This is a genomic window from Rhizobium sp. BR 317, from assembly GCF_047445835.1.
Taxonomy (GTDB): domain Bacteria; phylum Pseudomonadota; class Alphaproteobacteria; order Rhizobiales; family Rhizobiaceae; genus Rhizobium; species Rhizobium paranaense.
Genome location: NZ_JARWLB010000006.1, coordinates 89438 through 106385 on the forward strand (window position 1 = coordinate 89438; position 16948 = coordinate 106385).

General features: G+C 58.5%; 14 protein-coding genes and 2 tRNA genes. 14 read left to right on the plus strand and 2 right to left on the minus strand.

Translation table 11 applies throughout. The annotated features are described in order from the left end of the window. The first annotated feature begins 30 nt into the window (after positions 1–30). Genes QD357_RS11635 through QD357_RS11645 form a run of 3 tightly spaced genes read left to right on the plus strand, consistent with a single transcriptional unit; the run spans position 31 to position 6376 of the window. Complete coding sequence (locus QD357_RS11635) at positions 31–1920, plus strand: type I restriction-modification system subunit M (protein WP_414124367.1); 1890 nt, start codon at positions 31–33, stop codon at positions 1918–1920. Continuing rightward, positions 1917–3260 (plus strand): restriction endonuclease subunit S, encoded by a 1344-nt coding sequence (locus tag QD357_RS11640; protein ID WP_414124368.1) that lies wholly within the window; start codon positions 1917–1919, stop codon positions 3258–3260. Before QD357_RS11635 ends, QD357_RS11640 begins: the two co-directional genes overlap by 4 nt. Next, positions 3257–6376 carry a type I restriction endonuclease subunit R gene (locus QD357_RS11645; RefSeq protein ID WP_414124369.1) on the plus strand — a complete coding sequence of 1040 codons (3120 nt, stop codon included), beginning with the start codon at positions 3257–3259 and terminating at the stop codon, positions 6374–6376. The genes QD357_RS11640 and QD357_RS11645 overlap by 4 nt, the downstream gene beginning before the upstream one ends. Before the next feature lie 33 nt (positions 6377–6409). Here the strand turns inward: QD357_RS11645 and QD357_RS11650 are convergent, their stop codons facing one another. Together QD357_RS11650 and QD357_RS11655 are read right to left on the minus strand one after the other, a co-directional pair. Further along, positions 6410–8191, minus strand: a complete 1782-nt coding sequence (locus tag QD357_RS11650; protein WP_414124370.1) for a DUF6538 domain-containing protein — start codon at positions 8189–8191, stop codon at positions 6410–6412. A 7-nt stretch (positions 8192–8198) separates the two neighbouring features. Next, positions 8199–8273: transfer RNA gene (locus QD357_RS11655), tRNA-Thr, on the minus strand. 154 nt (positions 8274–8427) lie between these two features. On the opposite strand from QD357_RS11655, the gene QD357_RS11660 reads away from it, so the two are divergent. The 11 genes from QD357_RS11660 (at position 8428) to QD357_RS11710 (ending at position 16939) form a co-directional block, all read left to right on the plus strand. After that, the gene (locus QD357_RS11660) at positions 8428–8697 is read left to right on the plus strand and encodes a hypothetical protein (protein ID WP_245407507.1); all 270 of its coding nucleotides are present in this window, start codon (positions 8428–8430) and stop codon (positions 8695–8697) included. Between the two features lie 141 nt (positions 8698–8838). After that, entirely contained in the window at positions 8839–10131 is a 1293-nt protein-coding gene (gene murA, locus QD357_RS11665; RefSeq protein WP_107109333.1) for a UDP-N-acetylglucosamine 1-carboxyvinyltransferase, read from the plus strand. A gap of 131 nt (positions 10132–10262) precedes the next feature. Further along, a complete protein-coding gene (locus QD357_RS11670; RefSeq protein WP_107109332.1) occupies positions 10263–10703 on the plus strand; it encodes a DUF2948 family protein in 441 nt (146 codons plus the stop codon). A gap of 63 nt (positions 10704–10766) precedes the next feature. Then, positions 10767–12065, plus strand: a complete 1299-nt coding sequence (gene hisD / locus QD357_RS11675) for a histidinol dehydrogenase (RefSeq protein ID WP_107109331.1) — start codon at positions 10767–10769, stop codon at positions 12063–12065. 3 nt (positions 12066–12068) lie between these two features. Then, positions 12069–12542 (plus strand): UPF0262 family protein, encoded by a 474-nt coding sequence (locus QD357_RS11680; RefSeq protein ID WP_107109330.1) that lies wholly within the window; start codon positions 12069–12071, stop codon positions 12540–12542. Between the two features lie 5 nt (positions 12543–12547). Then, positions 12548–13015, plus strand: a complete 468-nt coding sequence (locus tag QD357_RS11685) for a low molecular weight phosphatase family protein (protein ID WP_107109329.1) — start codon at positions 12548–12550, stop codon at positions 13013–13015. A 142-nt stretch (positions 13016–13157) separates the two neighbouring features. Beyond that, entirely contained in the window at positions 13158–13376 is a 219-nt protein-coding gene (infA, locus tag QD357_RS11690; protein WP_004117876.1) for a translation initiation factor IF-1, read from the plus strand. 57 nt (positions 13377–13433) lie between these two features. Then, entirely contained in the window at positions 13434–14054 is a 621-nt protein-coding gene (locus tag QD357_RS11695) for a Maf-like protein (RefSeq protein WP_107109328.1), read from the plus strand. A gap of 5 nt (positions 14055–14059) precedes the next feature. Further along, positions 14060–14269 (plus strand): DNA gyrase inhibitor YacG, encoded by a 210-nt coding sequence (gene yacG, locus QD357_RS11700; RefSeq protein ID WP_107109327.1) that lies wholly within the window; start codon positions 14060–14062, stop codon positions 14267–14269. Positions 14270–14453: 184 nt separating this feature from the next. Next, a tRNA-Phe gene (locus QD357_RS11705) sits at positions 14454–14529 on the plus strand. 463 nt (positions 14530–14992) lie between these two features. Next, positions 14993–16939: a PrkA family serine protein kinase gene (locus QD357_RS11710; RefSeq protein WP_107109326.1), complete on the plus strand. Its 1947-nt coding sequence runs from the start codon at positions 14993–14995 to the stop codon at positions 16937–16939. Positions 16940–16948 lie beyond the last annotated feature (9 nt).

A 16948-nucleotide genomic window follows, 5' to 3' on the forward strand; every position in this document is an offset into this window, starting at 1 on the left:
TTCCGCAACTTCCGTCACCGTGGTTATGAGTTGTTTACCCGCGAGAGCCATAACGGATGCAGTACACGCATTAGGAGAATCGGCATGAATCAACAAGCTCTCTCGGCCTTCATCTGGTCCGTTGCGGACCTGCTAAGGGGAGACTACAAGCAGGCCGACTATGGCAAGGTCATCCTGCCGTTCACCGTCCTTCGTCGCATCGACTGCGTTCTGGAGCCGACCAAGTCAGCGGTGCTTGCCGAATACCAGGCTAAGACCGCTGCCGAGATCAACCCTGAGTCATACCTTCTGCGCAAATCAGGCCAATCCTTTTATAATACATCAAAGCTCGACATGCGGCTTCTGATGGGCGATCAGGACAACATCGCCGCCAATCTCTATGCCTATATTCAGGGCTTTTCGGCGAACGTTCGCGATATCTTCGAGAACTTCGAGTTCGCCGCGCAGATCGATCGTCTGGCCAAGGCTAAGCTTCTCTATCAGGTAACTGAGAAGTTTGCCCGGATCGACCTTCATCCGAATAGGGTCAGTAACCATCAGATGGGTCTCGTCTTCGAGGAACTGATTCGCAAGTTTGCCGAACTATCCAACGACACTGCGGGGGAGCATTTTACGCCCCGCGAGGTGATCCGTTTGATGGTCAACCTGTTATTTGTCGAGGACGATGACATCCTGTCCAAGCCGGGTGTGGTTCGCACAATCTACGACCCAACGGCAGGAACCGGGGGGATGCTATCGATTGCCGACGAGTATCTCAGCGAGCACAACGATCATGCTCGCCTGGTGATGAACGGGCAGGAACTGAACCCCGAGTCCTATGCCATCTGCAAAGCCGACATGCTGATCAAAGGGCAGGATGTCAGCAACATCGTCTTTGGCAATACGCTGTCCGACGATGGCCATGCCGGGGAGAAATTCGATTACATGCTTTCTAATCCGCCCTTTGGTGTTGAGTGGAAGAAGGTGGAAAAGGAGATCCGGGCGGAACACGAGCAGAAGGGATTCAATGGCCGTTTCGGTCCCGGTCTTCCCAGGGTATCCGATGGTTCGCTGTTGTTTCTGCTGCACCTGATCTCGAAGATGCGCCCGGCGGTCGACGGCGGCAGCCGCTTCGCCATCGTCCTAAATGGCTCGCCCCTGTTCACTGGCGGAGCTGGCAGCGGCGAGAGCGAAATCCGCCGTTACGTGCTGGAGAACGATCTTCTCGAAGCGATCATCGCGCTTCCAACCGACATGTTTTACAATACCGGCATCGCCACCTATGTCTGGGTGCTATCGAACCGCAAGCCGGACCACCGCAAGGGAAAGGTCCAATTGATTGATGCTTCCTCCTTCTGGCAGAAGATGCGCAAGAGCCTCGGCTCAAAGCGCAAAGAAATGGCCKATGCGGATATCGCGTCAGTGACCAAGCTATTCGGCAGCTTCACCGACGCAGACATCGCCGCCCTGCTGGACGTCGATGGCAAGGAAATCCGACGGGAGGTTTTGGGTCACGGAGAGAAGTCACCGGCTGCCCCCCATGGGGGCAAGGTCAAGCTTGCGCCGCTGTCGCGCATCTTCCCGAACGAGGCCTTCGGCTATCAAACGATCACCGTCGAGCGCCCCCAGCGGAATGAGATGGGCAATATCGTCCCCGGCACCAAGGGAAAGGCCAAGGGTAAGCCGCAAGCCGACAGTTCGCTTCGCGATACCGAGAATGTGCCGCTCGGCGAGGACGTCGAGGCTTATTTCGCCCGGGAGGTCCTGCCTCACGCCCCCGACGCCTGGATCGACCACGAGAGGACCAAAACGGGCTACGAAATACCGTTCAACCGGTACTTCTATGTATTCGAGCCGCCGCGACCGCTCAACGAGATCGACGCGGAACTAAAGCAGGTTACCGGGCGCATCCTTGAGATGATTGGAGGAATGTCGGCATGAGCGGTTTGCGTTATCGCTTATATCGAAATAGCAACCTCTCCTGGTTGGGTGAGTTCCCCGAACACTGGCAGCTTGCGCCGTTGAAAAGGTTTGGTCGCTTCGAAGCTGGAGCGGGGTTCCCTGACAACGAGCAGGGTGTAGAAGGAGAAGAGCTTCCGTTCTTCAAGGTCAATGCCCTCGGAAAGGCGGGGAATGATAGTGTTCTCGTCGCTCCCGAGGATTCGATATCCTTTGAAACAGCGAAACGACTTCGCGCTTATGTCTTCCCGCCTCGGTCAATTGCATTCGCCAAGATCGGTGCGGCCCTATTGCTTGGGCGGCTGCGCACTCTTCCTGTTGCAGCATGTTTGGACAATAACATGATGGGCTTCATGGTTGATCCTCCAAACTCCATGCGGTTCTTCCTTTACGCAATGTCTCTTGTTCGCTTTGACCTTATAGCTAATCCAGGGACTGTGCCCTCGTTGAACCAAAGCCAAATCGCCAATGTGAAACTGTCCGTTCCTCCACCTCCCGAACAAACAGCCATCGCCGCCTTCCTAGACCGCGAGACCGGCAAGATCGACGCGCTGGTGGAGGAGCAGAAGCGGCTGATCGGACTGCTGCAAGAGAAGCGCCAGGCGGTCATTTCCCATACCGTCACCAAGGGGCTCGACTCAGATGCAAGAATGAAGGACAGCGGAATTGAGTGGCTAGGTGAGGTCCCGGCTCATTGGGACCTGAAACCGCTGAAATACGTTGTCAGCCTTAAGAGCGGGGGAACGCCAAGCAAGGCCAATTCCACCTACTGGGATGGAACTATCCCGTGGGCATCGGCGAAGGACCTGAAGGTGGATCGGCTATCCACGACCGCGGATCAGATCACCGACACGGCCATTGGTGACGGCGCTGCTTCACTAATTCCGGCGGGATCGATCATAGTGTTGGTTAGGGGAATGATGCTGGCGAGGGCATTTCCGGTCTGCATAGCGACAGTGCCAATGGCGATCAACCAAGATCTGAAAGCCCTCAATGGCTTGGGGTTAGATAACGGTTTTCTCGCGTGGACGCTCCGTGGCCTTGAGAAGGAGACGCTATCGCGACTGGACGAAGCGGGGCATGGTACAAAAGCGTTGAGGATGGAGGCGTGGACGTCAATGCACGTCCCCGTCCCACCTGTGGACGAACAACATCGCATAGCTACCCATTTGGAAAAGGAGACCCGAGGGCTCGATGATCTCCAGGCGGAGGCAGAACACACAATAGAGCTTCTCCTAGAACGTCGCGTCGCACTAATCTCAGCCGCCGTTACGGGCAAGATAGACGTGCGAGGCCGCGCGGAAGTGGAGGATGCAGCATGAGCATCCTGATGAACCTACACAAGGAAATCAGTTTCGAGGATGAAATCTGCAGTCACCTCGGGGGCCATAGTTGGCTTTACGCAGACGATGACGCTAACGCGTACGACCGAGCCCGGGCGCTGTTTCCTGCCGATGTCGTGGCGTGGGTCCAAGCTTCGCAGCCGAAGGTTTGGGAAACGCTTGCGAAAAACCATGGCTCGGCTGCGGAAACGATGTTGCTTGATCGCATCCGCAAGCAACTCGACGAACGCGGGACGCTGGACCTACTGCGCTATGGTGTCGAGTTGATCGGCCTCCGGGCGCCCCTGAAGCTTGCTGAGTTCAAACCAGCCTTCGGGCTCAACGAGGAGATTCTCGCAAGGTACAACGCCAACCGGCTTCGGGTCGTTCGGCAAGTACGATATTCGATGGCCAACGAGAACTGCATCGATCTCCTGCTGCTCCTCAATGGTCTCCCGGTATCGACGGTGGAGTTGAAGACCGACTTCACCCAGAGCGTTCAAGATGCGGTGGACCAGTACAGGTTCGACCGCCACCCGAGCCCCAGAGGCCAATCTCCAGAGCCGCTTCTCACGTTCCTCAGCGGGGCTCTCGTTCACTTCGCGGTCAGCAACGCCGAAGTGATGATGGCGACGAAGCTCGAAGGCCCGGAGACGCGCTTCCTGCCGTTCAACCAGGGCAACCAGGGTGGCAAAGGCAACCCACCAAATCCGAACGGCCACCCGACTGCCTATCTCTGGGAGGAGATCTGGGAGCGGCATTCCTGGCTGGAAATCCTCGGGCGCTACATCGTTGCTGAGAAGGACAAGAAAAAGAAGATTTCAGGCCTGATCTTCCCACGCTTTCACCAGCTCGACGCCACACGGAAGCTACAAGCCGCCGTCCTCGCAGAGGGCGCAGGGGGCAAGTATTTGATCCAACATTCAGCGGGTTCGGGAAAGACCAATTCGATTGCTTGGTCGGCGCATTTCCTCGCTGATCTGCACGACGAGCAGCATAAGAAGATCTTCGACAGTGTCATTGTCGTTTCCGACCGCACCGTGATCGACACTCAGCTTCAGGAAGCGATCTTCGGCTTCGAACGCACCACCGGGGTTGTCGAGACGATCACTAGCGAGCGAGGCGCAAAGAGCGGGAAGCTGGCGGAAGCGCTGGCCGGAGGAAAGAAGATCGTCGTTTGTACAATCCAGACGTTTCCTTTCGCACTGAATGCAGTTCGGGAGCTGGCGGCAACCCAAGGCAAGAAATTCGCGGTGATCGCCGACGAAGCTCATTCCAGCCAGACGGGCGAGACGGCCTCGAAGTTGAAGCAGGTTCTCTCGCCGGAGGAACTCGCAGAACTCGGAGACGGCGGCGAGGTCAGCAGCGAAGACATCCTTGCTGCCCAGATGGCGGCCAGGGCAAGCGAAAGCGGCATCACCTATTTGGCCTTCACGGCGACTCCCAAGGGTAAGACTCTTGAACTATTCGGCCGCCGCCCGAACCCGGCGGAACCGGCGAGTGACACCAACAAGCCTGAGCCCTTCCACGTCTATTCGATGCGTCAAGCCATCGAAGAGGGGTTCATCCTCGATGTGCTGAAGAACTACACGCCCTATGACCTCGCCTTCAAGCTGGCCAGCGCTGGCGGGGAGATGGACGAAAAGGAGGTGGAGCGCAAGGAAGCGGTGAAGGCGCTGATGCGCTGGGTGCGGCTACATCCCTACAACATCAGCCAGAAGGTACAAATCGTCGTCGAGCACTACCGGGCGAATGTCCAACCACTTCTGAACGGTAAAGCCAAGGCGATGGTTGTTACCGGGAGTCGAGTCGAGGCAGTGCGGTGGCAGATCGCCATACAGAAATACATCAGGGACCAGGGGTACGACCTCGGCACTCTCGTGGCTTTCTCCGGTGAGGTTGATGACAAGGAGAGTGGCCCAGAGCCGTTCTCGGAGGGCAGCAAGGAGTTGAACCCAGGACTGACCGGGCGTGAGATCCGCGAGGCCTTCAAGCTTCCTGAATACCACGTCCTGCTCGTAGCCAACAAATTCCAGACGGGTTTCGACCAGCCTTTGTTATGTGGCATGTACGTCGACAGGCGCTTAGCAGGAATCCAGGCGGTCCAGACGCTCTCCCGGCTCAACAGGGCCCATCCGGGCAAGGACACGACCTACGTCCTTGACTTCGTAAACGGTTCCGAGGACATCCTGAAAGCGTTCCAGACCTATTACGAGACAGCGGAGCTCGCAGGAGTCACCGACCCGAACCTCGTGTTCGATCTGAGGGCGAAGCTTGATGCCTCAGGCTACTATGACAGCTTCGAGGTCGACCGGGTGGCGAAGGCCGAACTCGATCCACGGTCAACTCAAGGCGATCTCGTGGCGGCCATCATGCCAGTCGCCGATCGTCTGCTGAAGGCCTACAAGGCGGCTCAGGAGCAGCGCAGGATCGCGCTTTCGAAGGAAGACTCGCGGACTGCCAAGGATGCCAAGGATGAGATGGATGCGCTCTTGTTGTTCCGTGCGGACATGGGCGCATTCATTCGTGTCTACGCCTTCTTGTCACAAATCTTCGATTACGGAAACACCGACATCGAGAAGCGATCGATCTTCTATAAGCGCCTGATCCCTTTGCTCGACTTCGGGCGCGAACGGGACACCGTGGATGTTTCCCAAATCAAATTAACGCATCACAAGCTGTCGACCAAGGGCCAGCGTGACCTTGTGCTTACGGGCGAGGACACCCCGCTGCAACCTTATACTGCTCCGGGCTCAGGATCGGTACAGGACAAGGAGAAGGCATTGCTTGCCGAAATCGTCGCGAGGGTAAACGACTTGTTCCAGGGCGACCTTACGGACGATGACCAGTTGATCTATGTGAACAACGTTCTAAAGGGCAAGCTGCTAGAATCAGCTATGCTCGCGCAGCAAGCGGCGCACAATTCAAAGGAGCAGTTCGCCAATTCACCGGACCTCTCTAAAGCTATTCTCGATGCGATCATGGACGCTTTCGACGCTCATTCGAGCATGAGCAAACAGGCGCTCGACTCGCAAAGGGTACGAGACGGCATCAAGGATATCCTGCTTGGCCCAGGGCAGCTCTGGGAAGGCCTAAGGGAAAAGGCAAACACCTAGCCGCCAGAGCCCTTGAAGGCTTCTAAAGCGTGTTCAGCGGCTTCTGACCAGATGCTGAAGGTCTAGCCCATCATACGCAAGCTTTTCTATCTCCTCGTTCAGCAACTGGAGCCCGTAGAGGCCGTGGCCGTATCGACCGGCCATCCCCTCTTGTTTGTGGCCCTGCAGCGCGTTGATGAAATCGAGTGGAATGCGACTGTTGCGGCAGGCGTCCTCGAACGAATGGCGGAAGCTGTGGAAGGCATTTTTTTCATGCTTGATGCCCAGTGCCTTCAGCGTGTTGCCGAATTTCGTCGAATAAGCAGTCGAATAGGTACCGTCCGAAGCCTTGGGCATCTCCGGGAATAGCCGCTTTTCTTTCCTCTTGCGTTGTCGTTCAACGAACCGCAAAAAGCCGATGTCCTTGAGCGTCTTATGGATGGGGATGCGTCGACGCGAACCGCTGTTCTTGACGTTCAGGTCTTCGCCTTCGTCGGTGACCTCAAGGTACGCGATGCCGCCTTCCTCCTTCACATCCTCGGTACGCAACTGAATGATTTCGCCAGAGCGGCATCCCGAGAAGAGGCCGACGAGGGGAATCCAATAGATGCCCTGTTCGCTTGGGATTAGGTCGCCGGGAGTGTTGTGATAGCGGACGCTTTTGCAGCCTATGTAAATCGAGGAACGGAAGATCGACGAGAGTTCGTCGCGAGTGAACGGATGGCGCTCGTCGCGAGCCTTGCCGTTAATTTTGACGTTCAACCCGTCGAAGGGATTGCTCGGAACATCGTCGTAGTTGGACTTGGACCAATTCCAGAACGCACGGACGAAGCCGAGAACCTTATTGACGTTCTTGCCAGTCATCGGCTCAAGTTTCATTTCGGCGGCTCGTCTGGCGGCTTCCTTCATCGATAGCTTCTCGAAGCCCTTCGTCTTCGTCCAATTAGGCGGCAGCGACAGTAGTGCTGCCTTGAACTCGCGGGCATCTGCCTTCGCATAGTCGCCCATCGGCTTGTCGCCGGCCATCTCGATGAAGCGCCCCGTCCAAAGCCGGTTCGCCTCCGCAGTCTTAGGTGTCCAGCCGCCGTTGGCTCGGGTCTTCTCGGCGACCCAGGCTTCCATGATCTTGGACGCGTGAGGGCGCGTATCGATTGGGTTGGCTTTAGGCATCACGGGAGTTTCAATAGGTGCCCCCTCGTTGCGCTGGCGCTTCGCTATTGCGGCCCTGACGCTAGCGCTGAGAATTGCCCTTGTCAGCTTTGCCCAACTCGGCGAACCAGAGGCCAGCTTTAGGTTCACATTGTCCCACGTCAGAACCTCCGTTGCTTCAGCACGAGCAAAGGCTGAGAGCCTACCCCGGGCGAGATCGTATCGGTTCACCTCTTCCATGTCTTCGATCAGCTCGGCGTATTCGTCGAAGTCGCGTTCGGCGAGCCCTGAAAGTCGGAGTTCTTCGTCCTCATCTAGGAGATGCGCGTAGTATACTTCCTCGACGTGCTTGATCTGGGCATCCGACAGCTCGGTCAATGCGGGTTCCAGTTGTCGAGACAACAGTTGCCGGTGTTCGTCGAAACGACCATCAACCTCCGCAGAGGCCTTTCGAAGCTTTTTCAGCGCGTCCTGGTAGTCGCGGGTCTCCAGCGAGAACGTTTCCTCCGTCTTCGGGTAAGAATTTTTGATGTCACGCGGGATCGAACACCTGAACCAATAGACGTTTCCGCGTTTGATGAGGCGATGGGGCAAGGACATGTCGTTCATGGCTCCGCTGTAGCAGTGTGCTGGAGCAAACGAAACTGTAACCCATTGATTTTCTTGTAAGCCATTGAGGAAAAACAAGGAAAACTGGTGCTGCTAGAGAGATTTGAACTCTCGGCCTCTCCCTTACCAAGGGAGTGCTCTACCCCTGAGCTATAGCAGCAAACCGTGGCGCGTTGGGTGCGCCGTATTGGGCGAGGCGGCTATTGCCATAGCTGAGAGGTAAGTGCAAGCCGCAAATTTCAAGTTCGGTGAAAGATCGATGGAAAAATTATGTCGGTCTTTTGAAGGCTGGGGATTTCAGCTATGGGAAGGGGATGTGTGCGGATAAGACGAAAAGTGGTGATGAACAGCGCTTGCAGGGCGGTTTGACGGTCGGCGAGGCGGGCGAAGGCGCGGGCGCGAAGCTGAATATCGAGGCGGAGCGCCGTCGCGAGCGGGCGGCTCAGAAGCTGCGGGAAAATCTTGCCCGCCGCAAACAGCAGGTTCGGGCGCGCCGCGCGGGCCAGGCGGACGAGACGGATGGGCTTCCCGCTGCAAATTCGTCCGATGCGAAGGATGCCGCCGCAAAAATGGACGAATCGTAATGATTCATGTCGGCCATCATCAAACAGCCATCAAACGAATTGAAGCCTTAAACTATTTCGTCTAAACAGCGCTTTTTCCCCATATGCGTGGAATTTGGCGCACGGAACTTCAGGAAAGGCGGGCCTCGCCCGTAGTCATATATGGATCGTATCAGGATTGTCGGCGGCAACGAGCTCAACGGTATCATTCCGATCTCCGGCGCCAAGAATGCAGCTCTGCCTCTGATGATCGCCTCGCTGCTCACCAGCGATACGCTGACGCTCGAAAACGTGCCGCATCTCGCCGATGTGGAGCTTCTGATGCGCATTCTCGGCAATCACGGCGTCGATGTCGCCGTCAACGGCCGGCGCGAACGCCAGGAAGACGGCTATTCCCGCACCATCCATTTCACCTGCCGCACCATCGCCGACACCACCGCGCCTTATGAGCTGGTCGCCAAGATGCGCGCCAGCTTCTGGGTCATCGGGCCGCTGCTTGCCCGCGAAGGCCAGGCGCGCGTTTCGCTGCCGGGCGGTTGCGCCATCGGCACGCGCCCGGTCGATCTCTTCATCGATGGCCTGACGGCGCTTGGCGCCACCATGGAAATCGACGGTGGCTATATCAATGCCACCGCGCCGAAGGGCGGCTTGATCGGCGCGCGTTATGTCTTCCCGAAGGTTTCGGTCGGCGCGACGCATGTGATGATGATGGCGGCAACGCTCGCCCGCGGCACGACGGTCATCGGCAATGCGGCCCGCGAGCCGGAAGTCGTCGATCTTGCCAATTGCCTCATCGCCATGGGCGCCAAGATTTCCGGCGCCGGCACCAGCACGATCACCATCGAAGGCGTCACCTCGCTCTCCGGCGCGCGCCACCGCGTCTTGCCGGATCGTATCGAGACCGGCACCTATGCCATGGCCGTCGCCATGGCTGGCGGCGACGTCACGCTCGAAAATACAGACATGGCGCTGCTCGACACGGCGCTGGAAAGCCTGCGCCGCGCCGGCGCCGACATTTCGGCGACCAACAACGGCATCCGCGTCCGGCGCAACGGCGGCGGCATCAAGCCGGTCGATATCGTCACCGATCCCTTCCCGGGCTTCCCGACCGACCTACAGGCGCAGTTCATGGCGCTGATGACCCGCTCGACGGGCACGTCGCATATCACCGAGACGATCTTCGAAAATCGCTTCATGCATGTGCAGGAGCTCGCGCGCCTCGGCGCGAAGATCTCGCTCTCCGGCCAGACCGCCAAGATCGAAGGCGTCGAGCGACTGAAGGGTGCGCCGGTCATGGCGACGGACCTGCGCGCATCCGTCTCCCTGGTCATCGCCGGCCTTGCCGCCGAGGGTGAAACGCTGGTCTCGCGCATCTATCATCTCGATCGCGGCTTCGAGCGGCTGGAAGACAAGCTGACGCGCTGCGGCGCTGTCGTCGAGCGCATCAGCGACTAATTCCGGTCGTTCATGAGAAGAGACGGGAGAAGCCCGCTTTCTCCGGTTGCGTCTTCAGCGCCCGCATCCTATTTCCATCACGGGGGAATGCCGGTATCGGCATTTCCGTGGCGATCGGGGATATCAGGCGAATGACCAATCTCAAGCTTATGGCACTTGATAACGAAGACCTGGGCGTGATCTCCGCGCATATGCAGGACAGCGTCTTCAAGGTTTCCGACATGTCCTATGCGCCGCGGCTCGGGCAGTTTTCCGTTGCCGCCAACCGTTTCGTCTGGGAACTGTCGGATCAGAAGGACAAGGCGTTCGAGCGCCATCGCTCGGCGCTGGTGTTCAAGCGGGTGCTGGCGGTGCGCTCCAGCGGCGTCGATCGGCGCCAGCGCGACGAGGTGCTGTCGCTGCTCGTCATCCGCTTCGATCCGAAGGGCGAGGGGCCGGATGGCACGATCGAGCTGACGCTCGCCGGCAACGCGACGATTGCGCTCGATGTCGAATGTATCGAAGTTCAGCTTGCAGATATTGGCGGCGCATGGGAAACGGCTAACAAGCCCAGTCATCCGGACGAAGCCTAGTAGCCGGACGAGAAACGAGTTTCGGTCGCTCATGGCGGCCTCGATGTAAGAGGATTATCAGCGTTGGCTATCTGGCTGGATCAGGCATCGGAAGGTTTCGAGCAGCAGTTTGCCGCTTTTCTGACGACCAAGCGGGAAGTGTCCGAGGACGTGAACGCCGTCGTACGCGCCATCATTGATGATGTGCGGGCGCGGGGCGACGCGGCTCTCGCCGATTATTCCAAGAAATTCGAAGGCATCGATTTCGCGACGACCCCGATGCGCGTCAGCGAAGCGGAGATCGATGCGGCGATCGCCGCCGTCCCCGCCGAAGTGCTGGGCGCGCTCAAAGTCGCCGCCACCCGCATCGAATCGCATCATCGCCGGCAATTGCCGAAGGACGATATCTATGAGGACGATCTCGGCGTCGGCCTCGGCTCGCGCTGGACGGCGATCGAAGCCGTCGGCCTTTATGTGCCCGGCGGCACGGCGAGCTATCCGAGCTCGGTGCTGATGAATGCCGTGCCGGCCAAGGTCGCCGGCGTCGATCGCATTGTCATTGCCGTGCCGACCATGAAGGGTGCGGTCAACCCGGCTGTGCTGGCCGCGGCCCGCATGGCTGGCGTGGAAGAGATTTACCGCGTCGGCGGGGCGCAGGCGATTGCAGCGCTTGCCTACGGCACCGAGACGATTGCCCCGGTCGCCAAGATCACCGGCCCCGGCAATGCTTACGTCGCCGCCGCCAAGCGGCAGGTTTTCGGCACCGTCGGCATCGACATGATCGCCGGCCCCTCGGAAGTGCTCGTCATTGCCGACAAGCACAATGATCCGGATTGGCTGGCCGCCGATCTCCTGGCGCAGGCGGAGCATGACGAGGGCGCGCAGTCGATCCTGATTACGGACGATGCGGCATTTGGCAAGGCCGTGGAAGGCGCCGTCGAGCGCCAGCTCAAGCAACTCAGCCGATCGCAGACGGCGGCCGCAAGCTGGCGGGATTTCGGCGCAATCATCTTGGTTTCGGACCTGAAGCAGGCCATCCCGCTCGCCAACCGCATCGCGGCCGAGCATGTCGAGCTTGCCATCGACGATCCGGATGCGCTGCTTGCCGGCATTCGCAATGCCGGTGCGATCTTCGTCGGCCGTCATACGCCGGAAGTGATCGGCGATTATGTCGGCGGCTCCAATCACGTTCTGCCGACCGCCCGTTCCGCGCGCTTCTCGTCCGGGCTCTCGGTGCTTGATTTCGTCAAGCGCACCTCGATCCTGAGGCTCGGTCCCGAGCAGTTGCGCACGCTTGGACCGGCGGCCATCGCGCTCGCCAATTCCGAAGGGCTCGATGCCCATGCGCGATCCGTTGCGATCCGCCTCAATCTCGAAGGGTAGGGCATGACTGACAGCGTCTTCCGGCTGAGCGATGTGGTCCTGGACGACACGATCGGCCGTTCGACGCCCGATGTCGAGCATGAGCGTGCCGTCGCGATTTTCGACCTGATCGAGGAAAACAGTTTCGAACCCGTCGGCCATGGCGGCGGGCCTTACCGGCTCAACCTGTCCCTGGTCGATCAGAAGCTGGTCTTCGATATCCGCACGGAAGCGGGGGGCGTCGTTGCCACCCATATCCTGTCGCTGACGCCGTTCCGCCGGATCGTGAAGGACTACTTCATGATCTGCGAAAGCTATTACGAGGCTATTCGCTCGGCCACCCCCAGCCGCATCGAGGCGATCGACATGGGCCGCCGCGGCATTCACAATGAGGGCTCGAGGACGCTGATGGAGCGGCTGAAGGGCAAGATCATCGTGGATTTCGATACGGCCCGCCGGCTCTTCACACTCGTCTGCGTGCTCTACTGGCGCGGGTGACGGCGATGGAACAGCCGAAAGCCATCGAACACCATGGAAAGCCGCCGGGCGCCATTCTCTTCATGTGCGGGCTCAACACCATCCGCTCGCCGATGGCCGAGGCGATCGCGCGCGGAATGCTGCCGCAGGGCACCTATGTTGCCTCGGCGGGCGTTCGCGCCGGTGAGCGCAATCCCTTCGTCGATGTCGTCCTCGGCGAAATCGGTCTGTCGCTCGGGCGGCGGCAGCCGCAGACGCTGGAGGAGCTGGAGGATGATTTCTTCGATGTCATCATCACGCTTTCTCCCGAAGCGCATCATGCCGCCCTGGAACTGACGCGCGCGAATGCCATCGACGTCATCTATTGGCCGACCATCGATCCCTCGGTCGCCGGCGGCACGCGCGAGCAGATCCTCAATGCCTATCGGGAGGTGAGAGACCATCTTCTCGGCCTGATCGAAAGCCGATTGGTCGAGCGTCGCGGCTCTCTTTAGAGTATCGCGTTAAACAAATGCAGAAAGCCTTATCAACGAGGTTCACAAAACCGTGGCGATTGTGTAGTTTCCGCGCAAATTTCCGGCGGCCTTACTTTTTGTCATGGACGCCGGCATCAACCCCACAGGAAAAGAAGCTTTAATGCCGAAAGAAGAAGTCCTTGAATTTCCCGGTGTCGTCACCGAATTGCTGCCGAATGCAACCTTCCGCGTGAAGCTGGAAAATGAGCATGAGATCATMGCTCACACCGCCGGCCGCATGCGCAAGAACCGTATCCGCGTTCTCGCCGGCGACAAGGTGCTCGTGGAAATGACCCCTTACGACCTGACCAAGGGCCGCATCACCTATCGTTTCAAGTAGTCCGCAGCTCGCATCCGAGCCTGCCCTCCGTTTGCCGCCTGTCACGGTCGAGGTTTTATGGCGCTGAAACACAAGCTGATACTGGCCTCCGGATCGCCGCGCCGCGTCGACCTCCTGCATCAGGCGGGGATCGAACCGGTGCGCCTGATGCCCATGGATATCGACGAGGCTCCGAAGAAGTCGGAACACCCGCGCTCGCTGGCGCGCCGGCTTTCGGCGGAAAAAAGCGAGGCGGCGTTCGCGGCGGTGAAGGGCGATGTCGCCTGGCAGGGAAGCTATATCCTTGCCGCCGATACGGTCGTCGCCGTCGGCCGGCGGATTCTGCCGAAAGCGGAATTCGTCGACGAGGCGTCTTCGGCGCTGCATCTGCTCTCCGGCCGCAGCCATGTCGTCTATACCGGCATCTGCCTTATCACGCCGGACCGCAAGCTGCGCCAGAAGGTGGTCGAGACCAAGGTCCGCTTCAAGCGGCTGTCCGGCAAGGATATCGACATGTACCTCGCCTCTGGCCAGTGGCGAGGCAAGGCCGGCGCTTACGGCATACAGGGGCTTGCGGGCTCCTTCGTGCAGAAGCTGATCGGCTCCTATACGAATGTCGTTGGATTGCCACTTTATGAAACCATGCTGCTTCTCGCGGGCGAAGGATTCGACGTCTACGCGGAATGGCAGGAAGGATAATCGTCATGGCGGACGATGACAGGATCAAGGTAGGGGCAAAGATCGAGCCGCTGCGCAAGACGCGGGCCTGCGCCGAATGCGGGCGACCCTCGGTGCGCGAGCATTATCCCTTCTGTTCGGATCGTTGCCGCTCGCTCGATCTGTCGCGGTGGCTGAACGGCGCCTATGCCATTCCCGTTGCCGAAGACGAGACCAAGGCCTCCGACGAGGAATAGGCGCTTCGCCATTTCGTCGAAGCCATTCATTTCATTTGCGAATTGTCAAAAATCCATTTCCTGTCAAAAAAGAGTCATTTGCGGCTGGACATGGGCGAACAAGATGCTATAACCCCGCTCGCTTCCGGGGCGAACCAACCGCCCAGGGTCTTCCAAGACCTTTCGATCAGCGTGAAGCAAGGATGCCCAGGTAGCTCAGTTGGTAGAGCAGCGGATTGAAAATCCGCGTGTCACTGGTTCGATTCCGGTCCTGGGCACCATTCTTACTTCCTCTTGAGATCATCGTAGTTTGCGGATGCCCTAGCGGCTATAACGCGCGCCGCTCATGGGCAGCGGCAATCCCTGACGCATTTCCGTCTGGCAAGTGGCCGGCGACGCGGCCGAGCTTGTACTTCAGTTTCCCATTCTGAATTTTCATTCCGTTTCAAGCGGAATATCGCGGCTTCGGGCCATCAGAAAGGGCGAGCCTGGCTCGCGCTTTTGCGGGGGCTGTCAATCGCGTCTAATGGTGGAGATTTCGGAAAACGCCGCAACTTTAGAGGTATTCATTATTAATTCCGGTGAAAGAACCTTTCAAGATATTGATGGCCAATGCAATGAAGCGTACGAATTATTGAAGGGTCACCTATTGATTCGAAGCGAGTATTACCGCACCTTAGATACTAGCGGGAAGTGATCCCGTTAAGTCCGGCGTTTATTGCAATAGCAAGCTATCGAGGCGCCATGTTAAACAACGATGTGCTATTCAACACGTTCGCCCGTTCTTTCGAAGCACGGCGCGAAGTCGAGATGTCATTCTCTGAATACCTGGATGCGTGCCGGGACGATCCGCTCATGTACGCCAATGCGTCTGAGCGCCTGCTGGCCGCAATGGGTGAACCACTGCTGATCGATACGGCCAAGGATACCCGCCTCGGGCGTATCTTTATGAACCGAACCATCCGGACCTATCCGGCTTTTTCGGGCTTCTTCGGTATGGAAGAGACAATCGAACGCATCGTCGCCTTCTTCCGCCATGCAGCGCAAGGGCTGGAAGAGCGCAAGCAGATCCTCTATCTGCTCGGCCCTGTCGGCGGAGGTAAATCCTCGCTTGCCGAGCGGCTGAAGTCGCTGATGGAAGTCCACCCCATCTATGTGCTGAAGGCCGGCAACGAGCTCAGTCCGGTGTTCGAAAGCCCGCTCAGCGTTTTTGATCCCGTGTCCATGGGACCGATGGTCGAAGAGCGCTACGGCATTCCGCGCCGGCGTCTGACCGGGCTGATGAGCCCGTGGTGTCTGAAGCGGCTGGAAGAGTTCGAGGGCGACATTTCCCGTTTCCGAGTGGTCAGGATACAGCCGTCCAGGCTGCGACAAATCGCCGTCGCCAAGACCGAGCCGGGTGATGAAAACAACCAGGATATTTCCTCGCTGGTCGGCAAGGTCGATATCCGCAAGCTCGAAAGTCTCGCGCAGAACGATCCCGACGCCTACAGCTATTCCGGTGCACTCAATCGTGCCAACCAGGGTATTCTCGAATTCGTCGAGATGTTCAAGGCGCCGATCAAGATGCTGCATCCGCTGCTGACGGCGACGCAGGAGAGCAATTATATCGGCACTGAGAATATCGGCGCCATTCCCTTCTCGGGCATCATTCTGGCCCACTCGAACGAGTCGGAATGGCAGACCTTCAAGGCTAACAAAAACAATGAGGCCTTCATCGACCGCATCTGCGTCGTGAAGGTGCCTTATTGCCTGCGGGTCACCGAAGAGCAGAAGATCTACGACAAGCTGATCGAGGAATCCGAGCTCAGCGACGCACCCTGCGCGCCGTCGACGCTGGAGACGCTTGCCCGCTTCACGGTTCTCACAAGGCTTGCCAAGCACGAGAACTCGACGGCCTTCTCCAAGCTTCGGGTCTATGACGGCGAGAGCCTGAAGGAGACCGATCCGAGGGCGCGCAGCGTGCAGGAGTATCGCGATGCGGCCGGTGTCGACGAAGGCATGGATGGGGCTTCGACCCGCTTCGCCTTCAAGGTGCTGGCGGCAACCTTCAACTACGATACGACTGAGATCGGCGCCGATCCGGTGCATCTGATGTATATGCTGGAGCAGGCGATCCGCCGCGAGCAACTGCCGCTCGAAACCGAGAAGCTCTACATCGAGTTCATCAAGAGCGAGCTTGGACCGCGCTACGCGGAATTTATTGGACATGAGATTCAAAAGGCCTATCTGGAATCCTATGCGGATTACGGCCAGAATCTCTTTGACCGTTATGTCGATTACGCCGATGCCTGGATCGAGGATGTCGATTTCAAGGACCCGGATACCGGCCAGCTTCTGGACCGAGAGCTTCTCAACCAGGAACTGACCAAGATCGAAAAGCCGGCGGGTATCGCCAATCCCAAGGACTTCCGCAACGAGATTGTGAAATTCTGCCTGCGGGCGCGGGCAAGCCACGGCGGTAAGAATCCGTCCTGGACCAGTTACGAGAAGATTCGCGAAGTCATCGAAAAGCGAATGTTCTCCCAGGTCGAGGACCTCCTGCCGGTGATCTCGTTCGGATCCAAGAAGGATGGCGAGACGGAAAAGAAACATGGCGAATTCGTCGAACGCATGATGGCGCGCGGCTATACCGAGCGTCAGGTTCGGCGGCTTGTGGAATGGTACATGCGTGTGAAACAGGCAGGATGAGCCACCAAG